This window comes from Anaerotignum sp. (genome assembly GCF_031981185.1).
Lineage (GTDB): Bacteria > Bacillota > Clostridia > Lachnospirales > Anaerotignaceae > Chakrabartyella.
Genome location: NZ_DALYUL010000002.1, coordinates 88,428 through 114,752, shown reverse-complemented (window position 1 = coordinate 114,752; position 26,325 = coordinate 88,428). Strand labels below are relative to the sequence as shown.

Sequence of the window (26,325 nt, the reverse complement as noted above, 5' to 3'; positions counted from 1 at the left end):
CGGGTATCGGCGGGATCGAAACTTGGAGAGATTGTTTGGAATTCTTACTGCTGGGATGTAGAAATCTACAGGTGACGACTTCTGTTATGCAATATGGCTATCGTGTGGTTGAGGACATGTCCAATGGTTTGATGCATTGGATGGATGAAAGAGGCTATGATAAGCTGGATGATTTCATCGGAACGGCCTTGGGCAACGTGATACCTGCGGAAGACTTAAACCGTGATTTCAAAATTCTACCTGATTTTAATGACAAGAAATGTGTTGGCTGCGGTAGATGCTATATTTCTTGTTATGATGCAGGTCATCAGGCTATTGATTGGAATACAGAAAAACGCAGACCTGAATTAAATGAAAAATGTGTTGGTTGTCATCTTTGCTTAAACGTTTGTCCCGTTGCAAACTGCATCACACCGGGAGAAGTAAAATGGAAAGATGGAAGACAAAAAGCTGAAATTGCATTGAAAAAAGACTATGAATAAATAACGTTTCATGCCGTTATAAAATTCTCTTCCCAATTTAAATAAACAAAAAAAGCACTCTGAATTGCAGTAATGCGGTTTGGGGTGCTTTTCTGATGTAAGAAAACCATTTTCAAATTTGGGGTCCATTTGTAAAGTAGTTATAGTGTACTTCTGAAATTCTGAGATTCCTCTGAAGTTATCATGTTTAAAACCCCTTGCACCGCATAGGACAAGGGAGTTTTTTATATAAATGGAGTAGGAGATTAGGAGGTATTTTATGTTTACACGAAAAGAATTGGTAGACTTGGAAAAAGTGGATCCGCTTATGGTGAATCTTGATGATTTGATAGACATAAATGATGTTGAAATACAAACAGACCTTCCAAGAGAAGAAAGAATTGCTGATTTTATTAGACAAATAAAGAATCCATATTTATTTAAGTGCGGGAATATCGTTGTTAAAATTGAATTTTCTCAGGCAGAAACAACCCTAACTGAGCGTTTAAAGCAGTATATGAGAATGACTTAGTTGCTCAAAGGATTATAGAGTGCCCTGTATACTGCCATTTTTACAAATTTGGGAGGGGTTTTATGTATGGGAATGAAACACCGAAAGCCTATCGGGCAGGCATTTATTTGCGTTTATCAAAAGAAGATGGAGACAAAATTGAAAGTAATAGCGTACAAACCCAAAGAGCGTTGATTCATTCATTTGTAAGAAAACAAAACGATGTTCTTGTTGTCAGCGAAAAAATAGATGATGGTTTTAGTGGGGTCACCTTTGATCGGCCGGCATTTCAAGAACTTCTGGAGGAGATCAAAAGTGGGGCTGTAAATTGCGTGATTGTAAAGGATCTTTCTCGTTTTGGCAGAAACTATATTGAAACGGGGAAATATATTGAGCAGATTTTTCCATTTCTAGGGGTGCGTTTTATTGCAATTAATGACAATATTGATACTGCCAAAGAAAATGGATATACAAACAGCATTGTTGTACCTTTTAAAAACTTGTTGAACGATGCATATAGTCGAGATATTTCAATAAAAGTTAGGTCGCAATTGGAAATGCGACAAAAGCGGGGTGACTTTGTTGGGGCATTTCCTGTTTATGGATACATACGTGCTCAGGATGATAAACATAAACTGAAAATTGATGAAACCGCGGCAGAAATTATTCGAAAAATATTTGCCATGCGCATGGATGGATTTAATAATTTATATATCGCTGATTATCTAAACCGCTTAGGAATTCCCTCTCCCATGGAATATAAAACCCTAAAAGAAGAAGGGTTTTTTACTTCATTTAAACAAAATCCAAAGACCAAATGGTCCCCTATGGCAGTTGATCGCTTATTAAAAAATGAAATGTATACTGGAAATATGATTCAAGGAAAGGAAACAACTTTGAATTATAAAGCGAAAAAAAGGACGAGAAAACCTAGAAGAGATTGGATAAGAGTGGAAAATACCCACGATGCGATTATCCCCAAAGAAGATTTTGAAATTGTGCAGCAAATTATGGGCAACGATACAAGAACAGCTCCCCAAAGGGAGGAATTGTATTTATTATCTGGCATGCTGAGGTGCGGTGGTTGTGGGAGTAGCATGGTTCGCAAAATTGTGAGAGCGCGGGGAACTACATATACTTACTATATTTGCTCGAAAAACAAAGAAAATAAAAATGAATGCTCTAGCCATAGAATCAGAGAGGATGCTGTTTTAGAAGCTGTGTCGGTATTATTGCAAAAGCATAGTGCAGTATGCAATCAGTTTCAAGGGGAAAGTAGCAGTGAATGTAAGCAATTTTTAAAAGCCCAGGAGAAAATGCAAAAGATAACGGAGCAGATACGATATAAGAATGAAGAATTAAAAAAATATAAAGCATTAAAAAATTATATTTATGAGGATTATAAAGATGGTATTTTGACAATGGTTGATTATCAAAATATGAAGGAGTACTACGAGAGAATATGTATGGAGATTGGAGAAAGCATTCATTTTTTAATGCTGGAAAAAGAACATTTAGAAACCTCGGATTTTAAGCAAAAGTGGTGTATAGTAGAATCTCAAAAAAAAGACTATTTCCAGGAATTAAGAAGATCAGCTTTGGTTTTAATGATAGAAAAAATCATTGTTTTGGATGGAAAAACAATAAAAATATTATTGCGCTATCAAGATGAATTTGTAGTTAACAATGAACTGATGAAGTAAGAAAGCAAACTTCAATTATGCACCTTTTATTTCTGTGCAAAGGGGAAGTGGAAAATGGCAAGAAAAAGTAGAAAAAATAAGAAGCAATGCATGGAAATGGTTCAAGAACCCATACACTATTACGCAGGTATTTATGCAAGGCTCTCAGATGAGGATATTCCATCTCAGGGTTCCTCAATTGAAAATCAAATTCTGATTGGGCGAAATTTCATAGAGGAACATGAGGACATGGATTTTGTTGATAGCTATATTGATAACGGACAAACAGGCACTCATTTTGCTAGGCCTGCTTTTTTAAGGTTGATGGAGGATGTGGAAGCAGGGAAAATTCATTGCATAATCGTCAAGGATTTTTCAAGATTTGGCAGAAATTATCTCAAAGTTGGAGAGTACTTGGAGAACATCTTTCCTTGTAAAAAGGTGAGATTTATTTCTGTAAACGATAATTTTGATAGCAATTTCAAAGGGAAGCAGGATGACTTGATTGTACCGCTAAAATCCATATTGCATGATAGCTATGCAAAAGACATCTCCAAAAAAGTCAGCACCTCCATAGATGTGAGGAAAAAAAGCGGCAATTTCATGGGAGGTAAGCCCCCCTTTGGTTATATTCGTTCACAATCCCATCCGCATCATTTAGTTGTACAAAGGGAGCAGGCCGAAATAGTTAAGAAAATATTTTGCTGGAGACTTCAGGGTTTAGGTGTTTCTAATATAGCTGCAAGATTGAATGATATGGGAATTCCAACTTGGCGAAAGCTTAATTCCAAACGGCCGAATCAAACTGATAAAGGCCTTTGGTATGGCTCTACCGTAACAAATATTTTGAAGAATCCTTGTTATTTGGGTTGTCTTGTGGAACGGAAAACAGAGAAGGTGTTATATAAGGGTGGAGTGACAAAGGTGATTCCAAAAGAAAATTGGAATTTGATTGAACATACCCATGAGCAGATAATTTCTGGGGAGATATTTTATCAGGTACAGCGATTGATGAACCAAAGGCCTATATAAATATGAATCTGGAAAGGAATTCTTTGTAAGGAGTGAAATGTTTTGGCTCTCAAAATAGGAATATATCTCCGTATTTCCGATGAGGATGAATATGGTAAGGAAAGCGACAGTATAAAAGGGCAGAGAGAAATCATTCATGATTACTTATCTAAAAATCTACGGCTTGCATCATATGAAGCATTGGAGTTTTGCGATGACGGATTCAGCGGAACAGATTTTCAACGACCAGGAGTAACAGAGTTGCTCAAACGGGCTCAAGATGGGGAGATTGCTTGTATCATTGTTAAGGATTTTTCCCGTTTTGGTCGAAACTATATTGAGGTAGGCAGCTATTTAGAGCAGGTATTTCCGTTTTTGGGCATTCGTTTTATATCAGTAAACGATAATTTTGATAGCGATAAGTTTTCAGGAAATGGGGAATTCATAGGGATAGCATTTCAAAATTTAATTTATGACCTTTATAGCAGAGACTTATCTCAAAAAATTTCCAGTGGGAAACGGGCAAAGGCAAGCCAAGGAAAGTTTATTAATGCCTTTGCGCCCTATGGCTATCTAAAAACCATTGAGCAAAGGCTTGTTGTTGATCAGGAAGCGGCTGCTGTTGTGGAAAGGATTTTTGATATGGCATTACAGGGGACACCTAAGGTTGAGATTGCCCGCATATTGAATAGGGAGCGGGTACCCAGTCCTTTATTGCTACGAAAGATGAGAAAAGAGAAGCTTAATTGCCATTGTGTGAACGAGGAACTATTGTGGTATCCCGCAACGATATCAAAGATTTTGAAAGACCAGCGATATGCGGGTGATGGCGTGTATGGGCGGGTGAAACCAAGGGAAGTAGGTAGCAAATTGGGAAGAAATGTGCCAAAAGAGGATTGGATGATTGTACCCAATTCCCATGAAGCCATTGTAAAAAAAGAAGTCTTTGATAAAGTGAATGCTGGGTTTAGAAGCTACCATGCAAGAGAAAACCCACAGGTATACCCGCTGTGGAAAAAGGTTCGGTGCGGTGTTTGCAAACACGGAATACCACGAAAAACTTATGAAAAGGCAAATAAGGCGGATGAGACAGCATCCTATTGCTGCACTGCTTCAAGGAACTCGGAAAAATTTTCTTGTTATTATAAAAAAATCGAAGAATATTGTATAGTTAGCGCTATTATGACTTGTTGCAATCAATTATCAGAGCTGTTATATGATGAGAATTTGGATGAACAGCGTCGTCAGCAAATAGAAGAAAAAATTGAAATTGACCATAGGCTGATTGTTCAAAATGAAAGGAAACTAAAACAATTGGCCCTCGCCCAGATAAAGCATTATGAAGCATATAGAGAAAATAAAATAAATAAGCAAGATTTTTTAGAAAAAAAAGCTGAGCTTCAAAAAAGAATCAAGGAGATCGAGGAAGTTTTGGCACGTGAAAATGATAGATTGGGGATATTACAGCGGGAATTGAAAGATGCTTTTGATGGGAAAAAATTTTATTTATTAACAAGTTTGACCAGAGCGGCGGTGGAGACGTTTGTTGATGGGATAATCATTGAGAAGAATGGCGCCATACGAATAAGCTGGAATTTTAAAGATGTTTTTCAAGAAAAAGCTGAAATTTCTGATGGGATTTACACAAAATAAGTCTGAAAAAAATTGTTTAGCCCTATAATATCAGAAGAGTATGATCGGGATATTCCTAAACGTTCAGCAATTTCTTGCTGGGTTAAAATGTCTTGATTACATAAACCATATCGTAGGATAATAACTGTCCTTTCCCTGGGGGTGAGGACGGTTTTTATTGCGGCTATCATTTTTTCTGATTTGATAGAAAAATCGATGGCTTCCACAAAATCCGGATTGTCACTGTTTATGATATCCAGCATTACAATTTCGTTTCCATCTCGATCGGTGCCAATGGGTTCGTGGAGTGAAATATCATTTTGATATTTTTTTCCGCTTCTTAGCCACATTAACAGTTCATTTTGCACACACTTTGCTGCGTATGATACAAGCCGTACATTCTTCTCTACGTTATAGGAATCTACGGCTTTAATTAAACCGATAATGCCTATAGAAATCAGTTCTTCGGGTTCTCTTGCGCTGCCGGAATATTTCTTTGCGATGTGAGCCACTAGTCGAAGGTTATGAAGAATCAACTTATCTTTAGCTTCTTTTTTTTCTTCCTCGGTTCCTGATTGATAAAGTTTTAGGTAGTAGGCCTCATCTTCTTTAGATAGTGGTTTTGGAAATGCACCGGAAGAGGAAAAGGCAAATAAAAATGGCAAAATGGCAAAAAAAGCGAACACACACTCACCCCCGAAAGATTGAAAATGCTCTGAAACCATGGTATAGATTTATTGTATGTTGCGATTTTCCGTTGCGTGCGTGTCTGAAAAAAAGTTTTTATGTCCTTTTTTTCGAGGACATGTCGTGACAAGGGAGAATTTGATGATGGATTTTGAGAGCATAGGTCAAAAAATCATGTATAGTTATTAAGGAAGGAGGAATTTCATGGAGCTAAAATTTTTAAAACGGAATAGAACACTAATTATCAAAATAGACGGAGAGATTGACCATCATACTTGTGAGGTTTTGCGAGGGGAAACGGATCGTGCTTTTGAAAAGATGGGAGGGAAGAATATAATTTTCCGCATGGGAGGCGTTTCTTTTATGGACAGCTCCGGGATTGGCGCAATTATTGGGCGGTATAAAAATATCCAAAGGCTAGGAGGCAGAATTGCAGTTGCGGAGGCGAATGAAAGAGTTGAACAGATTTTTCGGCTGTCAGCGATGCAATCCCTTATTCCATCATTCCCCAATATAGATTTGGCTTTGGAATATGTGGAAGGAGGGAAAATTTAATGGAATATGAAAATGCTTTTCGCGTGTTTTTCGCCGCAAAATCTCAAAACGAAGGCTTAGCAAGAATAATGACGGCGGCATTTTTATCTCAATATGACCCCACGTTATCAGAAATTACTGATGTGAAAACGGCAGTTTCCGAGGCAGTTACAAATGCCATTATTCATGGGTATGAGAATAAAACTGGTGAAGTTGAGTTGTTTTGCGGTTACAGCGAAGGAAAGATTTACATAGAGGTAGCGGATCAGGGAATGGGGATTGTCGATATCAATCAGGCAAGAGAACCCTTATTTACCTCCAAACCCGAATTGGAACGCTCAGGCATGGGCTTTACCATTATGGAAACCTTTATGGAGGGAGTCAGAGTAGAAAGCAAACAAGGAGAGGGTACCAGAATTTTTATGGAGAAAACATTGACTACGGAATGAGGGGATGCCATGGATAGGACACAGGAACTCATTCGGCAGGCAAAAGAAGGAGATAGGCAGGCGAAGGAGACACTATTACAAGAGAATGCCGGTTTGGTATGGAGTGTTGCCAGGCGTTTTCAGGGTAGAGGCGTAGAATTGGAGGATCTTTATCAAATCGGATCAATTGGACTGCTAAAATGCATTGAAAAATTTGATTTTTCCTATGAAGTGAAATTTTCAACCTATGCCGTTCCTATGATTATTGGCGAAATACGTAGGTTTCTAAGGGATGATGGAGCCATCAAGATAAGCCGAAGTTTAAAGGAGCTTGCTGCAAAAGCAAAAAGAATGCAGGAGAAACTTCAGCAAGAAACCAACAGAGAAGTAACCTTGCAGGAACTGGCGGCCGCATTGGAGGTTGAGGTAGAGCAGCTCATTCCCGCCTTGGAAGCAAAAAAAGAGGTGGAAAGTCTAAATGCGCCTATTGGCCACGAAGAGGATTTGCAGGTGCAGGACAAGCTGGCGGCAAAGGAGGATGGAGAACAGGTAATTAATCGAATTTGCCTCATGGAGGCATTAGATAGCCTTGAGGCCAAGGAAAGACAAATTATTGTTCTTCGCTACTTTGAGGATCGAACACAAACGGAAGTGGCAAAGCGCATGGGCATTTCACAGGTTCAAGTTTCGCGCATTGAAAAAAAGGTTCTAGAGAGGATGAGGAAGCGATTGTCCAGCGAATAATGCAGCAAAAGGACGATTTCTAGTAGAGGAATGGGAAAGGCAAAGAGTGTCTTTAGAAGAAGCGTAATATTTGAAATGAGCGAAAATCATTGAGAAATATTAAGATGACCGATGAAATAAAGAGTGAAATTCCTTTTGTTCCTTGTGTTTTTAATGCAATAAGAAAGACTAAAATATAATTATTTGATTCAATAATAAAAACTTTATTAAGGATATGGGTGCAATATTTGTCATATATATATATGAACAAGAGCTCATGGTAAGCATATTATGCTGTCATGAGCTCATTTTTTTTGGTTTTTGCTTATAATTTTCTGCCACATTTGGGACAATAGGTATATTCAGGTGATAATTGAAAGCCGCAGTCAGGGCAATATGTGCTGTAGTTTTGCTCCATGCCTACAAGTTCTAAATCATCTTCCCTTAAGGTTACGTGTTCTCCTCTTTCGATGGCCTTTCCTATTTCATCGGGAATGGAGAAAGTACTTTTACAACAGCTTGAAACTGCATAATATTTTTTGCCCCATTTGAACAAAGGTATAAAGAAAAAGCTAAAATACGTATAAGTCATAAAAATTGAAACACTGCCGTAGCGTCCACATTTTTTGCATATTAAAGTTTGCAAAAAGCCTAGATCTTTTTGGCCTTGGGCGATTCCCCCGATAAAAATCATAAAAAGAGCACATCCTTTAAAAAAATAATGAATTTATTTTACTTCTTATGGCTAACATGATAAAATATTTCCATATAATTTGCAAGCTTTTCCGAAAGGAGGTAGTCTAAATGAAAGTTGCCCGTTTGGTAATGAGTGCTGTTTCTCTTGCAGTTTCTGCTGCACTGTTAACCTTATCCATTATTGATATGCTCTGTTCCGAGGAGTACTAAGATGAATTGTTTTTGCTCATATGGGAAAAATGAAACTATTCTTTTAATTTAAAATAACAGAAAATTAAGAAGTAAAATGCCATTTTTTCTTTTTTAAAGAAGAAAAATGTGGTATTATATTAATAGATAATTGTTTTGCCGAAATATACAATTGTCTATTAAAAATGAGGAGGAATTTATATGGTAAAAGTAGGTATTAACGGATTTGGCCGTATTGGTCGACTAGTTTTTCGTGCGGCAATGGAGCGTGGGGACGCTGATGTTGTTGCAGTAAACGATCCATTTATCGATGTGGAATACATGATTTACATGTTAAAGTATGATACAGCACACGGTCGGTATAATGCGAAAATGGAAGAAAAAGATGGCAAGCTGATTGTAAATGGTAAAGAAATTATTGTTTATAATTGCATGGATCCTAAGGAAATTCCTTGGAAAGAAGCCGGCGCTGAATATGTTTTGGAATCTACCGGTTTGTTTACAACAATGGATAAGGCATCAGCTCATTTTAATGGTGGAGCGAAGAAGGTTGTTATCTCTGCACCATCTGCAGATGCACCTATGTTTGTTATGGGTGTAAATCATAACACATATACAACGGATATGAAAATTGTATCCAATGCTTCTTGTACAACCAACTGTTTGGCACCTTTAACCAAAGTTATTCATGACAACTTTGGAATTGTTGAGGGCTTAATGACAACTGTTCACTCTCAAACTGCAACACAAAAAACGGTAGATGGACCTTCGAAAAAGGACTGGAGAGGTGGTCGTGCCGCTTCTGCAAACATTATTCCTTCCTCTACAGGTGCGGCAAAAGCGGTAGGTAAAGTTATTCCTGAAATGAATGGAAAATTAACAGGTATGTCTTTCCGTGTTCCCACAATTGACGTTTCAGTGGTTGATTTAACTTGCAGATTGGAAAAATCAGCAACTTATGAAGAAATTAAGGCTGCAATTAAAAAGGCTTGTGAAAACGAAATGAAGGGCATTATGGATTATACGGAAGATGATGTTGTATCCTCCGACTTCTTAACCGATGCTCATACATCTATTTTTGATGCAAAGGCGGGTATTGCGCTGAATGATAATTTTGTTAAGCTTGTTAGCTGGTATGACAATGAATGGGGCTATAGCAATAAAGCACTAGATTTGATCATTCACATGAACAGTGTAGATAACGCATAACAAAAAAGAATAAATTCAATTGAAATAAAGCTCCCTCTCTTTCACTAGGTGATGGAGGGGGACTTTTTTTGAAGAAAGATCTGATTAAGTTAATATGAGTTTGAAAAATTAATTAAAGTTTCAAGGAAGAGCTAAATATTAAACTACGATTATTTTCATGGCGTTTATAATTAAATGCATGCTTTTAGAGGAGTTTCTTCTTAATTTTTTATTGTTTTGCGAGAGAAATTTTTAACTCAAAAAAATAGTAAATATAATATAGGACAAAAAACGTCCCACAAATTTATGCAATAATGAGGTTTAGGACGAAAAACGTCCCGCTTTCATATCTAGTTTTCATAAACTTAAAAACATAAAATGGAAGGATTCTGGTTAGAGTTCTGAAAATTATTTATTTGCTGATTTTCAGCTTTTTTTTTTGCTAATTGTGCTACAATAATCATTGCAGAATAGTTTTTCGAACAATGAGAGGGGATACACTATGGCAATTAAGGTTGGTATCAATGGTTTTGGGCGGATCGGCAGAGTGGTTTTCAGAGTTTTAATGAACCGTCAAGACGAATTTGAACTATGCGGTATAAATTTAAGAAATGCTGAGCTAGACTATATGGTTTATCAGTTAAAATATGATAGTGTTTTTGGACGCTTTAATGGAGAAATTGAAATCGGAGAAAATTGTATCATTGCAAATGGTAAAAAAATTCGTGTTTTCAGCGAGAGTGATGCAGGTTTAATCCCTTGGGCAGAATGTGGTGCAGAGTATATCATTGAATCTACAGGGGCTTTCAACACTGTTTTGAAAGCAGGATTACATAAAATTGGTGGGGCAAAAAAAGTAATTTTAACAGCTCCCTCTAAGGATGATGTTATGCCAACCTTTGTAATGGGCGTAAATCACTTGGAATATAAGAAAGAACAGGATATTGTATCTAATGCTTCTTGTACAACAAACTGTTTGGCTCCGCTGGTAAAGGTTGTTCATGATAACTTTGGCATTGAACAGGGCTTGATGTCTACCATCCACTCTGCTACGGCTAAGCAAAAGGCAGTAGATGCCAGAGCGGGAAGAGACTGGAGAACAGGACGTTCTGTTTTTGGCAATATCATTCCATCTTCAACAGGAGCAGCAAAAGCAGTTGGACGTGTTATCCCCGAATTGCAGGGCAAACTGACAGGTATGTCTTTCCGCGTACCTACAAATGATGTTTCTGTTGTGGATTTGACGGTACGGTTAAAAACACCTACTACTTATGAGCAAATATGCGAAAAGCTGAAAGAGGCTTCCAAAACAACGATGAAAGGTATTATCAGTTACATGAACGAAGAAATCGTTTCTTGCGACCTTTTGGGAGACCCAAATACATGCATTTTTGATGAAAAAGCCGGCATCATTCTTGATGATAACTTTGTAAAATTAATTGCATGGTATGATAATGAATGGGGTTATAGTAATAAAGTAGTTGATTTAATAGCCCATATGTATTCTGTTGATCAAGCATAATTTGGGTATTATGAAGCTTTAATAAACTACCAACGTATTAATTGGTATGTATGAATGTTTTATTTATAAAATCTAGTGTGTTAGTGATGACTCCTTTCTTTTATAGAAAGGAGTTTTTTAGTTAGCTTTAATTATTTTTAATCACAAATCTTCTTATATTGAAAATGCTATGAAGCTTCTTAAATTAGAGGGCAATTATAACATATCTATTTCTGTTATAGACAAATCTAGTAATGAAGAGGGAAAAAGAGAGCGATGACATTAAAAAAAGTAAAGCGATTCATTTGTATGCCAGAAATTAAATTCTTTAATGTAGTTAATCCGAAGAATTCGAAAGCATATTGAAGAATAGAAGCATAATTTTTATAAAGAGGTTACCGACGACAGTGATTTACAGTATTGGATTGTATATCAGTTCTTTGACTTTAATACAATTTTCAGTCAGATGTAATAACGCAATTATCCATAGCACCCAATTTGGGTGTTTTTTTATGGGAAAGGGAATAGTAACACTAAATTTTTTACAGAAATAAGCATTTATCAAATATTGCCAGAGAGGAATGGGTATGATAACTGTTAGGTTGGAAATTAAGATTGTATTACGTTTTGTGAAATTTTAGATATCTGCATATCTTTTTATTCATTTTTTTTGTTTTAATAAAAGTTATTATAATAATCAGATATAATGTGCAACACTCCAGAATGCGAAAATTACAAATTATAGAAAAAAATTGTACAAAAACAAACAATTATTTTCTACTAACATTTGCTTGTTTTCAATGAAAAAAGAGGGTATATTATATAATGATAGTAAAAAATGTAATTAGAATAAAGATTTTGATAAAGTGAACCATAGTTTTTGTCACAAAATCAGATTGTGAGGACAATATATGCATTGGTATAAGAAATTTAGGCATATTTTTCTGATTGCAATTATTTTTTTTGTAGTCACCTCTTTTCAAACATTTGAATATTTAAGTTATAGCAAAAGTATTATACAAGAGCAAAAAAAGATTGCGTTTCGTGAAGATGCTGAGGCAATGGGATATCGTTTTCAGCAAAGATTGGAGCAGCACTTGATTATGCTGGAGGCTTTGGCTGATTATGTTGTAAAAGAAGATGATTTTTCAAAAGAAAATATTATTCATTTCAGAGAATATAACACTTTATTAGGTGACTTTAAGGAAATTGCAATTGCTGATATTGAAACAGGAGAAGCGGCATATTTGGATGGCACCATTGTGGATGTTTCCAAGAAGAAATTCTTTCAAGAAGCACTTGGAAAAAGCCGTAGCATACAGTTTTTTCAAGAGGAAGGACGAGAGGATGAGGAATTTATTTTAACAACTCCGCTGTATTCCGATAATATATTAAAAGCTGTATTAATTGCCCATGTAAGCTATGAGTCCATGGAGAAATATATTCTCTCAGACTTGTATGGCAGAGAGGGTTTTTTGTGCGTGACGGATAAACAGGGAAATATAATTGGATGGCATCCAGGAAATGAACATTTTGACGGACAAAACAACATATTGACTTTTTTCAATGCAAATAACATTTCCTTAGAAAAAACTTTGGAGAATGGACAGGAGAAAGGTAATTTATTTATCTATAACAGTGAAAGCAAGGTTTGGTACTCTGCCTATACGCCCCTTAAAATAAATGGGTGGTATTTATTATATACGTTGCCAGAGTTTCTTGTTGGACAAAATGATAGTTTATTTGAGGCATTAAAAAAAGATTTAATTATAAAGATGCTGTTGATAAATATTGCCGCATGCATTCTTATTTATTTTTTAATCCGGAATGAAAAGGCAGCGGTAGAAAAGGAAAACAATTGCTTAAGAACAGCAGAAGAAGTTGCAGGAATGATTTCCTTTGAGGGAGATTATCGAAAGGATACTTTCGTAGTAAATAACAATTACTTTAAACAATTTGGAAGAAATCCGGTTATGCACAAAATTAGTGATTTTATAAAGCCACATCCTTTTATTTTTGAGGAAGATAGAGCGGTTTTTATGAAGCTGGGACAAGAGTTAATTGATGGTAAGGAAACGGGTAACGCTCAGTATCGACTTATGGGGAAAGATGGGAAGATACAGTGGCACCAGTTTGTTTATCGTGTATGGCACGATAGGCATGGCATGCCATTGAAGTGTTATGGCATGATTGTTCCCATTGATCAACAGATGAAGGTAATATCAAAGTTGCAAATGCAGGTGGAAAAAGATCCATTGACAGGGGTGCTCAACCGCATGGCATTTGAAATTTATGCGAATTTAAGTCTCAATGAAGAAACGGGTAACCAGAAACATGCGTTACTTCTACTCGATCTGGATGATTTTAAGCAGATAAATGATGGATATGGTCATGTACTGGGGGACCATGTGCTAGTTGCAACGGCGGAGCGTTTAAAGGCTTGCGTTCGTAACAGCGATTATGTTGGACGTCTTGGTGGAGACGAATTCGCAGTTTTTCTTAAAAATGTGAATAGAGAACAGGCCGCAAAAAAAGCTGCCGAAATATGTGAAGCCCTTGAAAAAGAGGAGATGAAGTCTGATGGAGCAATTGTTACCTGTAGTATAGGTATTGCCTGTTTTCCTCAAAATGGGACGAACTTTAATGAATTATATTTACGTGGCGATCAAGCGTTGTATAGGGTTAAGGGGAAGGGAAAAAACAGTTTTATGTTGGCGGATTAGAGTTTGTGTAAGAATTGGAATCTGTTTGACTGAATGTCAGAAAAAAATTCAAAAGACTTAGCATGAAATTTTAAAAAAAGACTTGCATCATGTTAAAATATATGTTAATATAGTCAAGCAGTTTTCCGTGCGGATGTGGCGGAACTGGCAGACGCACCAGACTCAAAATCTGGCGGTAGTGATATCGTGTGGGTTCGAGTCCCACCATCCGCACTAAACAAAAGTCATGTATGAGAATTTTAGCTCATATATGGCTTTTTTGTTTTTCGAAAAAACAGCATAAATAAAGGTTTGTATTTGGGATGGTAGAGCCTGTGGTATTTTATCACCCCAAACATTTGTAGTATACCGATAGCAAGTCTAGGGGAGAAGGGCTTGATTGTAACTTTCATGTAAAACCTTATAGTTCTTCTTAGACTTCGTTATACTTTTTTCTTTTAAACTTCATATATATATTTTAATGAAATTTACTTGACGGAGGATAAAAAATGTGCACTTCGATAACCTTGAAAACACTTGAAAATAAAAGTTTATTTGGAAGAAATATGGATTTTTCTCATGATATTGAACCTCATTTTTTTGTGGCGCCGCGGCAATATACATGGAAAAGTGCTGCAGATATGAAAAGCATTACAACAAAATATAAGTTTATTGGAATTGGGCAACAGATTGACGGGCTTTTAGCCTTTTTTGATGGGGTAAACGAAACTGGTTTTGCCGCTGCGGCTCTTTATTTCAGCGGATATGCAAAATATGATTCTCTTTATCATAACACAAAAAAAGTTCAACTTGCTGCTTTTGACTTTCTGAAATATTTACTCGGAGGATGCGAAACAGTTTTTGATGTAAAACAGGCTGTAAAGGAAGTAAGCCTTATCGGCATTGCTGATCCTGTAACAAATGCTGCCGCCCCCCTTCATTGGATTGCCACAGATAAAAGCGGAGAATGTGTGGTTATTGAGAAAACCGAAAAAGGTTTTTCTATTTTTCAAAATCAGATCGGTGTGCTTGCCAATGCACCGGACTTTCCTTGGCATATGACAAACCTGAATAATTATTCCAATGTCATATCAACCCAACGTGAGGATGTTCAGTGGGGCAAGGTAAAGCTTTCCCCACCCAGTCAAGCTGGAGGTACCCTTGGTCTTCCAGGGGGATTTGCTTCACCTGAAAGATTTGTGCGAACAGCATTTATTAAAACCCATACATCCATACCTCCAGATGATGATTCTGCTGTTGGGGTTTGTTTTCAGTGCCTGAAAAGTGTAAGTATTCCTAAGGGTGTTGTAATTACAGGGCGAAACACATCGGATTATACCTTGTACACGGCCTTCGTAAACCAAGAAAAGGGAGAGTATTTTGTGAATACCCATAACAATCAGCAAATTTATAAGGTTTCCATAAATGATGGTGAATATGGACAATTGCAACATCAGCTTATCGATCTGGGCTCGATATTTAAACCCGTTACGTTTCTACCCTTTTAATATTCAAATCTAGACCATTGGATTGTGAATGCTATGCTTCAAAAACCGCTGCGTTAATTTTAAATAATGCATGAAGGCACAACAAATACCCCTTTACAAAATGAGAGGTATAAAGTTGTGCCTTTGCTTTCATAATCATGGATGAAGGGAGAATGTTTTATCAGAGTTCTTTAGAATGAGAATAAAGCTATTATTAAAATTTTTTTTTGTTTCAAAGGGATGTGATTAATTCATATGGTTTTTAAAAAACTGAACGATGTCCCTTTCTATTTTATCTGTAATTTCATGTCCTACCCCTTGATAGGTGGTGAATTCTACCGCAGAACAACCTTGCATTTCATAAATCTGTTTAGACAATGCCCACCGTTTTTTCATATCCTTATCCAACACAATGAGAATCATTCTTTTTTCCTCTTCACCAAAAGCGTCATCATAAGGTAAAGTATCATTGTCATCCTCTTCCCCCATATAAATCAATTGTGGAACAGTGACATACTGGTCTAAATTAAAAGGGGTACCTGTTATTTCTTCTATATCAGAAATTCCTACTGGATAAATTAAACATTCACCATTCATATTATTAAGGGGCAAAATCGGCATACTATTTACACCACCGGATACTGCTGCTTTAACGATTTCGGGATGAAGTGCAACAAAGCGATTTACAAAAGTACCGGAAGCAGAAAAACCGTCCATCAGAATTTTAGGTTCTATAGCTATGCCTTTCCTTAAACACAGTGTGCTTATATCATCGATAATATTGATTAGCTGCAAATCTATTCTTGCCAGTGAGCCTGTATTGTTAAGTAGGGTGTCACGGTCAAGTGCATGGGTATACATGAGATCATTGCTTTGGGGTCTCTCAAATGTTGGAACAAGGAGAATACACCCTAGTTCTTCTGCCATGTTTTTCTTTGACTCTAAGATGTTTTTGGCGTTATCCTGAAAAACTTTTTTATCATCACTGGGAAACCCGGTATTATTTGGTTCTATCAGAAGGTAAGTTCCTTGTCCATTATTTTTGAGATTTTGGGGAATGTAATAATAGTATCCATAATGAAATCCTCTATCAGGATTTGCGGCTATATATTTAACTGGATTACTCATGAAAGTATTCTTACATAATAAAAATCCAAAACCAATAACGACAAAAACCAATAAAAAGCAAATGTATTTTTTCAATTGACGCCTCCAGAAAATTTATTTTTGTACCAAAATTTCGTTCTTGTGTATGCATTTGTAAGTATACCATATCCCACAATATGTGTATAGAAACGCCAAAGGATTTTGTAAAATTGTTGTTTCTTTAAAATTTCCATGTGGGAGGGTAAAACAAAAATGTATGTCCGAAAACGACTGGAAATTACAGAGGAAGAAGTTTATAATTTGAAAAAAGGAGGTGAGCAAGTATGCTAGACACGGATAGTGCACTTTATGACGCATTTGTAGCTAAGGATTCTCGTTTCGACGGACGTTTTTTTGTAGGTATTTCTTCCACGGGTATATATTGTCGCCCTGTATGCCGAGCCCGACAACCAAAAGCAGAGAACTGCACATTTTATGCTACCGCTGCACAAGCGGAGCTAGAAGGATACCGTCCTTGCCTTTTATGCAGACCGGAACTTGCTCCAGGGACCTCCATAACCGATGCCACTACGAAGTTGGCACATAAGGCGGCAAGAATTTTGGAAGAAAGATGTGGAGGAGGGGAGAGTATAGAAAAAATTGCAGGGTTGCTTGGCTGTACGGATCGACATTTACGCAGAGTGTTTACAAAAGAATATCATGTGACACCACTACAGTATCTTCAAACATGTAGGTTACTACTTGCTAAAAATTTACTTACAGACACGAATCTAAATGTATTAGATATTGCTATGGCGTCTGGATTTGGAAGCTTAAGGCGGTTTAATGATGTTTTCAAAAAGCATTACCATCTTACCCCAACGTCATTAAGAAAACAAACTGTAGCAGAAAATCATAAAAATTGGGAAATAACTTTCGCTTTAGGGTATCGCCCGCCTTATCAGTGGGAAGATATGTTGAATTTCTTGGCAGGTCGGGCAATTGCAGGGGTTGAAGTGGTGAAAAACGGTGAATACATGCGTACTGTTCATTTGAAAAATGCAAAAGGAATGTATGACAGCGGCTGGATACGGGTGGGGCATAAGCCTCAAAAAAATGTTTTAAGTGTTACCATGAGCGAAACTTTATTACCAGTACTTCCCCAAATACTTGCAAGAATACGGCATTTGTTTGACTTATATTGCAATCCGGAAGCGGTGTATGAAACGTTAAAGGTTATGAACAACATTCGTCCTGGTCTTTGTATTGTAGGAACCCGTGTGCCAGGGTGTTTTAATGCTTTCGAGATGGCGGTTCGAGCAGTGCTTGGACAACAAATTAGTGTCAAGTCTGCTAGTACATTGGCGGCGAGATTGGTTAGTCAATATGGTATGCCAATTCAGACTGGAATTGAAGGCTTAACCCATGCTTTTCCTTCTCCTGAAGATATATTGGCGTTGGATGGGCCTATTGAGAATCATTTTGGTCCATTGGGTGTTATAGGCACCCGTTCCAGAACGATTTATGAACTAGCACGGAAAATTACCCAGGGAGAAATTGATTTTACTTTTTTCCTGCAACCTGAGGAAGAAATGAAGAAATTGATGGAAATTCCAGGCATTGGAAACTGGACCGCCCAGTATATCGGTATGCGTGCAATGGAATGGCCTGATGCTTTTCTTGAAACAGATGCTGGTGTGAAAAAAGCACTACAGCCATATACATCGAAGGAATTATTAAAAATGGCTGAAAGCTGGCGACCGTGGCGTAGCTATGCCACGATTAACCTTTGGAACTCATTGTGAGGGGGGAGAATATGTATTATACAACAACATATATGTCGCCTGTGGGTACCATCACCATGGCGTGTGACGAGCACAGTCTTGTTGGATTATGGAATGAAGGGCAAAAATATTTTGGGGGGAATATTGCTCAGCAAATGACTGAGAAGGAGGACATGCCCATATTTGAAGTGGTTAAAAAATGGTTGGAGCGCTATTTTGCAGGTGGGAAACCTGATATTTCTGAGTTGCCTTTGGCACCCATTGGTGGTGAATTTCGGCAAATTGTATGGTCTATTTTATGTGAGATACCCTATGGACAGGTGATTACTTATGGGGAAATTGCCAAGAAAGTGGCATTGAAGATGAAGAAAAATCATATGGCGAGTCAAGCAGTAGGGGGAGCCGTTGGCCATAACCCTATTTCTATCATTATTCCCTGCCATAGAGTTGTGGGTTCCCAAGGGAATTTAACAGGCTATGCAGGGGGCATACAAACAAAAGTCAAATTGCTTGAATTAGAGGGGGTGGATGTTTCCCTTCTATATATACCAAAAAAGGGAACGGCGCTTTGACATAGTAGAATACGCTCGACATTTGTGTGGTTTTTGCAGTAAAGATACATGTGTTGAATGGATCAAAAAAGTCTTGGCAAAAGTATGGTTAAAATTACTATTTCACCTTGAAAAATGTTTTGGAATGGCTATTCAATCATATTTTGTGCTATAAATGAGATAAAGTCTGGCATGTTCATCTTCATAAGGGGATTTTTCTAACCTATACGTAATGTAACGAGAATTCACAATTAAAGCCCCACTAATAAATTGAATCCTTTGGTTGAGTTGCATATTTTTTTCGGTTTGGAAAAAAGTCTGTATAAAGGATTCTTTCCTATTTTTTATTGACATTTGCTTCGAGTTAGTATAAGCTTACTTTGTAAATTTGTTATTATTTCGGCACATTGAATGGCTGGAACTTAATGAATATTTTCAGGTCATATTTTGTAAAAGTGAGAAGACAATAAAAAGGTATTGTGAGAATGAACCATATAATTTGAAAACAAAAAATGTTTGATAGTTACTGGCTCTTTTCAAAAATATGGGTGAAACTAGCCGTGAGTTAGCATTGGATAACAAGTGGGGGTGGGAATATTTGCCCTCGTAGAAAGTTCTGTTGATTACTGAATTTATTAGAATTATGGAAGGATAGCGAAAAAAATTGAATGCAGCTGAAAACTTAATCCAAAAGGAAATTATAATTAAAAGTATGAAAAGGAATGGGCATAGGCTTACGAAGCAACGGTTGACATTGATTAATATTATCCTTGAAAACAACTGCTCTTCCTGTAAAGAAATATATTATAAGGCATCAAAAGTAAATCGAAAAATAGGCGTGGCCACTACATATAGAATGATACGATTATTAGAAGAGATTGGGGCAATAACTAGAGATAATCTTTTTAAGCTTGAATATAGAAGCGAGCATGATGAAGATAAGCATTGTAACATAAAGTTAGAGGATGGTTCTATTCATCAAATGCTTTTGCGAGATTTTGATATTGCATTAAATGCAGGCATGATAACCTGTGGATTTTTTTCTGGGCATCACGTTGTGTCTGTTGAATTGAATGGTGTAAGCATTGAGTGGGAAAAAGAATAATAGTTTTTCTCATTTTTTATAAGGCAAAAACACATTAGAGCCAGCAGTATTATTTTCCCATTGCACCATAGAAACCCCCAATAGCAACAGCATCTAAAACAGAAACCTACAACTGTCCTCTGGGTAACCCCTAGAGACCTTGACATTATTAAGGATAGAGGGTAACATGAAAATTAGTTAGTTATAACTAATTTAGCAAGTTTGGGCTAAGCTAATTTTAGGATGTTAAAAAATTCGATGTAGTTCATTGTTTTGAAAAAATAGTCTGAGGATTAGGCTTCCATGCAAAAAAATCACGAAAGACCTAGTTTAAATATAGTTGGAAGGCGATTGGAAGGTGGTAGACATGGCAGTTACGGAAAGAGAAAAAAATCTATTTGGCTGTTCTGTGCAGGTTGTATCTCGCTCTGAGGAGGAAATTGTATATAAATTGACAGATAAATCAGGGGATGTGCTTATGACAAGCCATCAGATTTTTCCGGGGATTGAGCTTATTTATAATGATGTTCATGCTAGAAGATGCTATGTTGAGCGGGCACCGCGAGGAAATTATTTAGAAATCAATCATTGCCGCGAAGGGCGTATTGAATTCGCATTTCATGATGATTATTTTTATTTAACAAAAGGAGATTTTTCCTTGAATGTAAAACACGAATCTCCCCATGAATCTTATTTCCCACTTAGTCATTACCTTGGAGTTTCTGTTTTAATTGATCTTGATCGGGCTCCAGAAAATCTGAATTGCATTCTGGGGGATATTAATGTTTGCCCCCAGGAATTGGCAAACAGGTTCTGTAAAGACAGCTTTTGTTTTATTGCCCGTCCCACAGCACAATTGGAATATCTGTTTTCGGAATTATATTCTGTTCCCCACAATATTCGTAAAGGATTTTTTAAAATAAAGGTGTTGGAGTTATTATTACATCTGTTTCATTATGAGGATACTGCACAAAATGAAATTTGCAAAAGAAGTGTAAAAAAATCTAGTGTAAATCTGGCAAAAGATATATGCAATTATCTGACGGAGCACATGGATAGTCACATTACAATTACGGAGCTTGGGGAGATATTTCATGTTTCACAGACGACCTTGAAAAAAAGTTTTAAGGATGTTTACGGCGTTTCTATTTATTCCTTTATCCGTTCCCAAAAAATGCAGGTGGCGGCGTTGCTATTACGTCAGACGGAATGTACAGTTTTAGAAATAGCCGGAAAGTTTGGTTATGATAATGGGAGCAAATTTGCTTGTGCTTTTAAAAACATTATTGGGATGGCTCCCAATGAATACAGGAATAGCCATGTTGAGGAACATACTGCCGTATATGCTGAAAAAAGGGCATAACGGGAAATGGATTATTAGCAATTCAAATCTTGGATTGACAATTGTTGCAACACAAAGAGCCATATTATGATTTTCTTTAAATATGATGAGGCGGTAATTTGTTTAGCAAATGACAACTCTGATTTGATATCTGATTGAGAACAAAAAATGCCCATTTGGAGTTATAAATAACACAAACGGAGCGGATTTCTGTGCCTGACTGATTTAAGATAATAAAGATGACGCCGTAAGAAGTCAAAATTATCAACGTAGGTTAGTTAAAACTAATCTAAAGAAAGAGGGTTAGAAATGAAAAAACAATCAGATATCTCAAAATTATTTGCATATGCAGAGAATTTCAAATACCTAACAATTTTATCTTGGGTATTATCAGCCGCCAGTGCATTGGTGGCACTACTTCCATTCGTTTATATATGGAAGTTTATCAAAGAGGTTTTGGATGTTGCGCCAAATTTTAATCAAGCTGTTAATTTGGTACATAACGGTTGGATGGCTGTTTTATTTGCGGCTTTGTCTATGCTTATTTATATTGGAGCATTAATGAGCTCACATATTGCGGCTTTTCGTGTGCAATCCAATATTCGCTCCCAAGCCATGCACCACATAACCACCCTACCACTGGGATTTATGGATGGCATCGGCAGTGGCAAAATGCGTAAAATTATCAATGAATCCAGTGCAGCGACAGAATCTTTTTTAGCACACCAACTGCCGGATACCTTTGGTGCCTTAGCAACGCCATTGGGATTACTGTTTCTTTTGCTATATTTTGATTGGAGACTGGGGGTTCTAAGTTTAATTCCCATTGTTATTTCCTTTGTTATTATGGGTTTCATGGCTGGGCCATCTATGAAAGGCAGAATGGAAGAATATCAAAATTCACTTGAACAAATGTCTAACGAAGCGGTGGAATATGTGCGTGGAATCCCTGTGGTAAAAACCTTTGGGCAATCGGTTTTTTCATTTAAACGGTTTAAGGCCTCCATTGAAAATTATGAAAAATGGGTACTGTCATATACAAAGGAATTGCGTCTTCCCATGCTTTGTTATACCACAGCAATTAATGGGGTCTTTGCAGTTTTGATTGGTGCTACATTGTTTTTCACATCCAGTGGTGTAACAAATGAATTTCTTTTGAATCTGCTTTTTTATATCATTATTACACCTATTATCACTGTGACGTTAAACAAGATTATGTATGCCAGCGAAAACAAAATGGTTGTTGCAGATGCCTTGCAGCGAATTGAAAGTATCATGGAGCTACAACCGTTGGAAGAGACCGCAAATCCTATGCATCCAAAAAACAACTCCATTTCCTTACGGGACGTATCCTTCCGGTATAAGGATTCTAAGAGAAACGCCTTAGATGGAATTAATTTGAATATTGCTAGCGGGGAAATTGTTGCCTTTGTAGGGCCTTCCGGTGGAGGAAAAACCACGTTAGCCAGCATCATCGCAAGGTTCTGGGATGTAAAGGAAGGGGAAGTTTGTGTTGGAGGCGTGGATGTTAAGAGAATTGAAAAAAAAGAATTGATGGATATGGTTTCCTTTGTATTTCAAGATAGTCGTCTTTTAAAGGCACCCATACTGGATAATGTACGCATGGGAAAACCTGATGCTTCTAGGGAAGCGGTATTAAAGGCGCTTCATGCCGCTCAATGTGACGATATTATTGAAAAATTCCCAAATGGAATCGATACTGTGATTGGTGCAAAGGGCGTATATCTTTCCGGCGGGGAACAGCAACGCATTTCTATTGCAAGGGTTATGTTGAAAAATGCTCCTATCTTAATTTTGGATGAGGCAACAGCCTTTGCAGATCCTGATAATGAAGCAAAGGTTCAGAAAGCCTTTTCAGAATTATCTAAAGGAAAAACGGTCATTATGATTGCCCATCGCCTTTCTACTATTACCAATGCCCATCGTATTTTTGTTTTGAAAGACGGAAAAATTTACGAGTCTGGTAATCATGACGAATTAATGAGCGATTCCGGTCTTTACGCACAAATGTGGCAGGAATATAATCGTGCCGCTCAATGGAAAGTAGGTGTTATCAATGATTAAGTATTTACAGCATAAATATGCCCTTTCTGATAAAGGAGCAAAGGATATGATAAAAGCCTTTGTGACTTGTACTTTTTCTAACATTGCGCTGATGCTACCAATCTCTTTGCTTTATTATCTTACATCCGATTTGATGCGAGGTGGAGTACCAGATGGAAGAAAGTCATTTTATATTATTGGCTCAATCATTTGCCTTATTTTAATATTTGTAACCACCTATTTTCAATACAACGCCACATTTCTTGCAACATATGTAGAAAGCGGGAAAAGACGAATTACTCTAGCAGAAAAACTGCGCAAGTTGCCTTTGTCATACTTTGGTAAAAAAGATCTAAGTGACTTAACAAGCACAATCATGGCAGACTGTGCTTCGCTGGAAACGGCTTCATCTCAATGGATTCCCCAATTGTTTTCGGCAATTACATCCACTGTTTTAGTTGCAATCAGCCTATTCTTTATTCATTGGCGCATGGCTCTCGCTGCTTTTTGGGTACTTCCCATTGCTTTTCTCATTGTGCTGTTATCTTCTAAGGTACAACATTCCTTAGGCGTGAAAGAAATGGCCGTGAAAATGGCATGTGCCGATGGTATTCAGGAGTGTTTGGAATCTGTAAGAGATTTGCGGGCCAATAATGCAGAGGAAAACTATTTGAAAGGATTGGATAGAAAAATTAAGGCCGTTGAAAAACGTGCCATCGTGACAGAGCTTGGTACTGCCGTTTTTGTGGCATCGGCGCAAATGGTTTTGAAGCTTGGCATTGCTACAGTTGCGTTGGTGGGCGGATTGTTGTTGACAGAGGGAAGCCTTGATATTTTGACTTTCTTTATGTTTTTGTTAGTGGTTTCAAGGCTCTATGATCCAATGCAGTTGGCTTTGCAGAATCTTGCTGCTATGATTGCTACAAACGTTCAATGTGAACGCATGAATGAAATTTTATCTCATCCCATCCAAACGGGAATAGACCGTCTAAGCAATGAAGGCTATGATATTGTATTTGACCATGTGGGATTTGGATACCATCAGAAGGAACAGGTTCTTCAAGATATCTCCTTTACTGCAAAGCAAGGAGAGGTAACGGCTTTAATTGGTCCTTCCGGTGGGGGAAAGACAACGGTTTCAAGACTTGCCTCACGGTTTTGGGATATCACCAAAGGCAAAATTACAGTTGGGGGAATGGATGTCTCCCAAATTGATCCCGAATGCCTAATGTCTTTGTATTCCATCGTTTTTCAGGATGTAACATTGTTTAACAATTCCATTTTAGAAAATATTCGTATCGGTCGGAAGAATGCCACAGACGATGAGGTAATTGCGGCGGCAAAGCTAGCCCATTGTGATGAATTCGCTGATAAACTGCCCAAAGGGTGGAATACCTTGATCGGCGAAAATGGTTCAGAGCTTTCAGGAGGCGAGCGCCAGCGCATATCCATTGCCCGAGCATTTTTAAAAGATGCTCCTATCATTTTGCTTGACGAGGCAACGGCTTCCCTTGATGTGGAGAATGAATCCAAGATTCAAGAGGCTCTTTCTCGCCTGATACAGAAAAAAACTGTTTTAATTATTGCCCACCGCATGCGTACAGTAGCTGGTGTAGATAAAATTGTAGTCTTAGATGGTGGTTATGTTGCGCAACAAGGAAAACCGGAAAATTTGCTCTCTGTGGAGGGGATTTATCAAAACATGGTACACATTCAGGCAGAAACCAATCATTGGAAACTAGTTTGAAATGACTCTATCAAATTAAAAATAAAACTTTTGGATTCTATAAAGATCAGTCTAAAAGGATATCAACGAAAAAGGCCATCGAAATTTTGATGACCTTTTTTATTTATAAAACAGTTCTTTAGAAGATATTAAGAAATTATTGTACATTTTAAAGAACTTTATCAAATTGTGTAGATAAATTTTGAAAGCAAGGAAAACCCCTTGAAACCTAGCATATTTATGGTTTTTATTTAAAAATTTACATAATTTTGGAGAATTACAGTTGACATTTTTCTTCATATTCTTTATACTAAAGTTAACAATTATGTAACAATTTGATTTGTTGACTACGGAGGAGAATCTGTTATGATAATTACCAAGGCACTCAAGCATGTTTGTATTACAACATCAATGATTATGGCTACTTCCACAGTTGTGTTTGCTGCGGATGCTGGACAAGCTACCGATTCTGCTGTAAATGTTAGAAAAGAAGCGAATGCAGGGGCTGATGTTGTTGGAAAAATAGATAAAGGCTCTGAATATACGGTGGTTGGAAAAAGTGGAGATTGGTATCAAATCTCTTATGAAGGTGAGAAAGCTTTTGTTGCTGCCGACTACTTTGAAATGACAAAAACAGATGCAATGGCAACAGGCAGCAGCATTAATGTTAGAAAAGCACCTTCGGCTTCGGCAGATTCCTTAGGGAAGTTAAAGGAGGGCCAAGAAGTTGTTGTTACAGGTCAAAGCGGTGATTGGTATCGCATCGAGTTTGATGGTGATACTGCATATGTTAGTAAAGATTATATCTCGGGAGATCTTTTGACAAAGATTACTTCCGTTGCTTCTACAGCTACAGAAAATGCGGGACAGGAAATCGAGAATACATATGGCGTGGTTACTTCCTCATCAGGGGTAAAGCTTCGAAAAGAAGCGTCAATGATTTCCATTGTTTTAGAGGTACTGCCTTATGGTGCTGAAGTCAATATTGACCGTGTTGGACAAGAATGGGTTAGAATTGTTACGGATGATGGCGTGAAGGGTTATGTTAGTGCAGAATTCCTTTCTATACGTAAAGGTGAACGCACAACTAGATCCAAGGATTCGTCCAAGGGTGCAGAAGTTGTTTCTTTTGCCAAGCAGTATATCGGTACACCCTATGTTTGGGGTGGAACGAACTTATCTACAGGCGTTGATTGCTCCGGGTTTGTTTATGCAGTTATGAAAAATTATGGCATCAATTTAAACAGATCATCTTA

General features: G+C 37.3%; 22 protein-coding genes and 1 tRNA gene. 20 read left to right on the top strand and 3 right to left on the bottom strand.

Annotation, left to right across the window (positions count from 1 at the left end; all coding sequences use genetic code 11):
- From RTK36_RS01560 to RTK36_RS01540, 5 genes are all read left to right on the top strand, one after another.
- On the top strand, positions 1-482 hold a 482-nt coding region (locus RTK36_RS01560; RefSeq protein WP_312043618.1), incomplete at its 5' end, for a 4Fe-4S dicluster-binding protein.
- Between the two features lie 259 nt (positions 483-741).
- Positions 742-993, top strand: coding sequence for a DUF6870 family protein (locus RTK36_RS01555; RefSeq protein WP_312043616.1), 252 nt, complete (start codon positions 742-744; stop codon positions 991-993).
- 62 nt (positions 994-1,055) lie between these two features.
- A complete protein-coding gene (locus tag RTK36_RS01550; RefSeq protein WP_312043613.1) occupies positions 1,056-2,675 on the top strand; it encodes a recombinase family protein in 1,620 nt (539 codons plus the stop codon).
- A gap of 54 nt (positions 2,676-2,729) precedes the next feature.
- Entirely contained in the window at positions 2,730-3,686 is a 957-nt protein-coding gene (locus RTK36_RS01545; protein ID WP_312043611.1) for a recombinase family protein, read from the top strand.
- Positions 3,687-3,728: 42 nt separating this feature from the next.
- Positions 3,729-5,318: a recombinase family protein gene (locus RTK36_RS01540; RefSeq protein WP_312043609.1), complete on the top strand. Its 1,590-nt coding sequence runs from the start codon at positions 3,729-3,731 to the stop codon at positions 5,316-5,318.
- On the opposite strand, the gene sigK is transcribed toward RTK36_RS01540, so the two are convergent.
- Positions 5,306-5,983, bottom strand: a complete 678-nt coding sequence (sigK, locus tag RTK36_RS01535) for an RNA polymerase sporulation sigma factor SigK (protein WP_312043607.1) — start codon at positions 5,981-5,983, stop codon at positions 5,306-5,308. The genes RTK36_RS01540 and sigK overlap by 13 nt on opposite strands.
- A gap of 205 nt (positions 5,984-6,188) precedes the next feature.
- Between sigK and RTK36_RS01530 the strand changes: the two genes are divergently transcribed.
- The 3 genes from RTK36_RS01530 to RTK36_RS01520 are packed head-to-tail and all read left to right on the top strand — an operon-like array spanning position 6,189 to position 7,690.
- Positions 6,189-6,539 (top strand): STAS domain-containing protein, encoded by a 351-nt coding sequence (locus tag RTK36_RS01530; protein ID WP_312043605.1) that lies wholly within the window; start codon positions 6,189-6,191, stop codon positions 6,537-6,539.
- Positions 6,539-6,967, top strand: coding sequence for an anti-sigma F factor (gene spoIIAB / locus RTK36_RS01525; protein WP_312043603.1), 429 nt, complete (start codon positions 6,539-6,541; stop codon positions 6,965-6,967). The genes RTK36_RS01530 and spoIIAB overlap by 1 nt, the downstream gene beginning before the upstream one ends.
- A gap of 9 nt (positions 6,968-6,976) precedes the next feature.
- Complete coding sequence (locus RTK36_RS01520; protein ID WP_312043601.1) at positions 6,977-7,690, top strand: SigB/SigF/SigG family RNA polymerase sigma factor; 714 nt, start codon at positions 6,977-6,979, stop codon at positions 7,688-7,690.
- A gap of 304 nt (positions 7,691-7,994) precedes the next feature.
- Here the strand turns inward: RTK36_RS01520 and RTK36_RS01515 are convergent, their stop codons facing one another.
- Positions 7,995-8,363, bottom strand: coding sequence for a zinc ribbon domain-containing protein (locus tag RTK36_RS01515; RefSeq protein ID WP_312043598.1), 369 nt, complete (start codon positions 8,361-8,363; stop codon positions 7,995-7,997).
- Between the two features lie 392 nt (positions 8,364-8,755).
- Between RTK36_RS01515 and gap (RTK36_RS01510) the strand changes: the two genes are divergently transcribed.
- The 5 genes from gap (RTK36_RS01510) to RTK36_RS01490 all read left to right on the top strand — a co-directional run bounded on the left by gap (RTK36_RS01510) (position 8,756) and on the right by RTK36_RS01490 (position 15,453).
- Entirely contained in the window at positions 8,756-9,763 is a 1,008-nt protein-coding gene (gene gap, locus RTK36_RS01510) for a type I glyceraldehyde-3-phosphate dehydrogenase (protein ID WP_312043596.1), read from the top strand.
- A 481-nt stretch (positions 9,764-10,244) separates the two neighbouring features.
- Positions 10,245-11,264 carry a type I glyceraldehyde-3-phosphate dehydrogenase gene (gene gap / locus RTK36_RS01505; RefSeq protein ID WP_312043594.1) on the top strand — a complete coding sequence of 340 codons (1,020 nt, stop codon included), beginning with the start codon at positions 10,245-10,247 and terminating at the stop codon, positions 11,262-11,264.
- 890 nt (positions 11,265-12,154) lie between these two features.
- Positions 12,155-13,966: a sensor domain-containing diguanylate cyclase gene (locus RTK36_RS01500; protein ID WP_312043592.1), complete on the top strand. Its 1,812-nt coding sequence runs from the start codon at positions 12,155-12,157 to the stop codon at positions 13,964-13,966.
- Positions 13,967-14,095: 129 nt separating this feature from the next.
- Positions 14,096-14,179 (top strand) — tRNA-Leu (locus RTK36_RS01495).
- 275 nt (positions 14,180-14,454) lie between these two features.
- Entirely contained in the window at positions 14,455-15,453 is a 999-nt protein-coding gene (locus RTK36_RS01490) for a choloylglycine hydrolase family protein (RefSeq protein WP_312043590.1), read from the top strand.
- A gap of 225 nt (positions 15,454-15,678) precedes the next feature.
- Here the strand turns inward: RTK36_RS01490 and RTK36_RS01485 are convergent, their stop codons facing one another.
- A complete protein-coding gene (locus tag RTK36_RS01485) occupies positions 15,679-16,635 on the bottom strand; it encodes an alpha/beta hydrolase family protein (protein WP_312043588.1) in 957 nt (318 codons plus the stop codon).
- Positions 16,636-16,862: 227 nt separating this feature from the next.
- On the opposite strand from RTK36_RS01485, the gene RTK36_RS01480 reads away from it, so the two are divergent.
- From RTK36_RS01480 to RTK36_RS01450, 7 genes are all read left to right on the top strand, one after another.
- Positions 16,863-18,323, top strand: a complete 1,461-nt coding sequence (locus tag RTK36_RS01480; protein ID WP_312043586.1) for a DNA-3-methyladenine glycosylase 2 family protein — start codon at positions 16,863-16,865, stop codon at positions 18,321-18,323.
- A gap of 11 nt (positions 18,324-18,334) precedes the next feature.
- Positions 18,335-18,874 (top strand): methylated-DNA--[protein]-cysteine S-methyltransferase, encoded by a 540-nt coding sequence (locus tag RTK36_RS01475; RefSeq protein ID WP_312043584.1) that lies wholly within the window; start codon positions 18,335-18,337, stop codon positions 18,872-18,874.
- Between the two features lie 643 nt (positions 18,875-19,517).
- Positions 19,518-19,958 carry a transcriptional repressor gene (locus RTK36_RS01470; protein ID WP_312043582.1) on the top strand — a complete coding sequence of 147 codons (441 nt, stop codon included), beginning with the start codon at positions 19,518-19,520 and terminating at the stop codon, positions 19,956-19,958.
- Positions 19,959-20,304: 346 nt separating this feature from the next.
- Positions 20,305-21,300 carry a helix-turn-helix transcriptional regulator gene (locus tag RTK36_RS01465; RefSeq protein ID WP_312043580.1) on the top strand — a complete coding sequence of 332 codons (996 nt, stop codon included), beginning with the start codon at positions 20,305-20,307 and terminating at the stop codon, positions 21,298-21,300.
- A 288-nt stretch (positions 21,301-21,588) separates the two neighbouring features.
- Positions 21,589-23,364 (top strand): ABC transporter ATP-binding protein, encoded by a 1,776-nt coding sequence (locus tag RTK36_RS01460; protein ID WP_312043578.1) that lies wholly within the window; start codon positions 21,589-21,591, stop codon positions 23,362-23,364.
- Entirely contained in the window at positions 23,357-25,090 is a 1,734-nt protein-coding gene (locus RTK36_RS01455; protein ID WP_312043576.1) for an ABC transporter ATP-binding protein, read from the top strand. Before RTK36_RS01460 ends, RTK36_RS01455 begins: the two co-directional genes overlap by 8 nt.
- Before the next feature lie 345 nt (positions 25,091-25,435).
- The coding region (locus RTK36_RS01450) for a C40 family peptidase (protein WP_312043574.1) at positions 25,436-26,325 on the top strand (890 nt) is incomplete at its 3' end.

Coding starts and splice junctions, on each gene's coding strand:
- RTK36_RS01550 (WP_312043613.1), top strand. CDS start 1,056: ATGTATGGGAATGAAACACCGAAAGCCTATCGGGCAGGCATTTATTTG.
- RTK36_RS01480 (WP_312043586.1), top strand. CDS start 16,863: ATGCTAGACACGGATAGTGCACTTTATGACGCATTTGTAGCTAAGGAT.
- RTK36_RS01475 (WP_312043584.1), top strand. CDS start 18,335: ATGTATTATACAACAACATATATGTCGCCTGTGGGTACCATCACCATG.
- RTK36_RS01490 (WP_312043590.1), top strand. CDS start 14,455: ATGTGCACTTCGATAACCTTGAAAACACTTGAAAATAAAAGTTTATTT.
- RTK36_RS01455 (WP_312043576.1), top strand. CDS start 23,357: ATGATTAAGTATTTACAGCATAAATATGCCCTTTCTGATAAAGGAGCA.
- spoIIAB (WP_312043603.1), top strand. CDS start 6,539: ATGGAATATGAAAATGCTTTTCGCGTGTTTTTCGCCGCAAAATCTCAA.
- RTK36_RS01460 (WP_312043578.1), top strand. CDS start 21,589: ATGAAAAAACAATCAGATATCTCAAAATTATTTGCATATGCAGAGAAT.
- RTK36_RS01465 (WP_312043580.1), top strand. CDS start 20,305: ATGGCAGTTACGGAAAGAGAAAAAAATCTATTTGGCTGTTCTGTGCAG.
- RTK36_RS01515 (WP_312043598.1), bottom strand. CDS start 8,363: ATGATTTTTATCGGGGGAATCGCCCAAGGCCAAAAAGATCTAGGCTTT.
- gap (WP_312043596.1), top strand. CDS start 8,756: ATGGTAAAAGTAGGTATTAACGGATTTGGCCGTATTGGTCGACTAGTT.
- RTK36_RS01530 (WP_312043605.1), top strand. CDS start 6,189: ATGGAGCTAAAATTTTTAAAACGGAATAGAACACTAATTATCAAAATA.
- RTK36_RS01520 (WP_312043601.1), top strand. CDS start 6,977: ATGGATAGGACACAGGAACTCATTCGGCAGGCAAAAGAAGGAGATAGG.
- RTK36_RS01500 (WP_312043592.1), top strand. CDS start 12,155: ATGCATTGGTATAAGAAATTTAGGCATATTTTTCTGATTGCAATTATT.
- gap (WP_312043594.1), top strand. CDS start 10,245: ATGGCAATTAAGGTTGGTATCAATGGTTTTGGGCGGATCGGCAGAGTG.
- RTK36_RS01555 (WP_312043616.1), top strand. CDS start 742: ATGTTTACACGAAAAGAATTGGTAGACTTGGAAAAAGTGGATCCGCTT.
- RTK36_RS01545 (WP_312043611.1), top strand. CDS start 2,730: ATGGCAAGAAAAAGTAGAAAAAATAAGAAGCAATGCATGGAAATGGTT.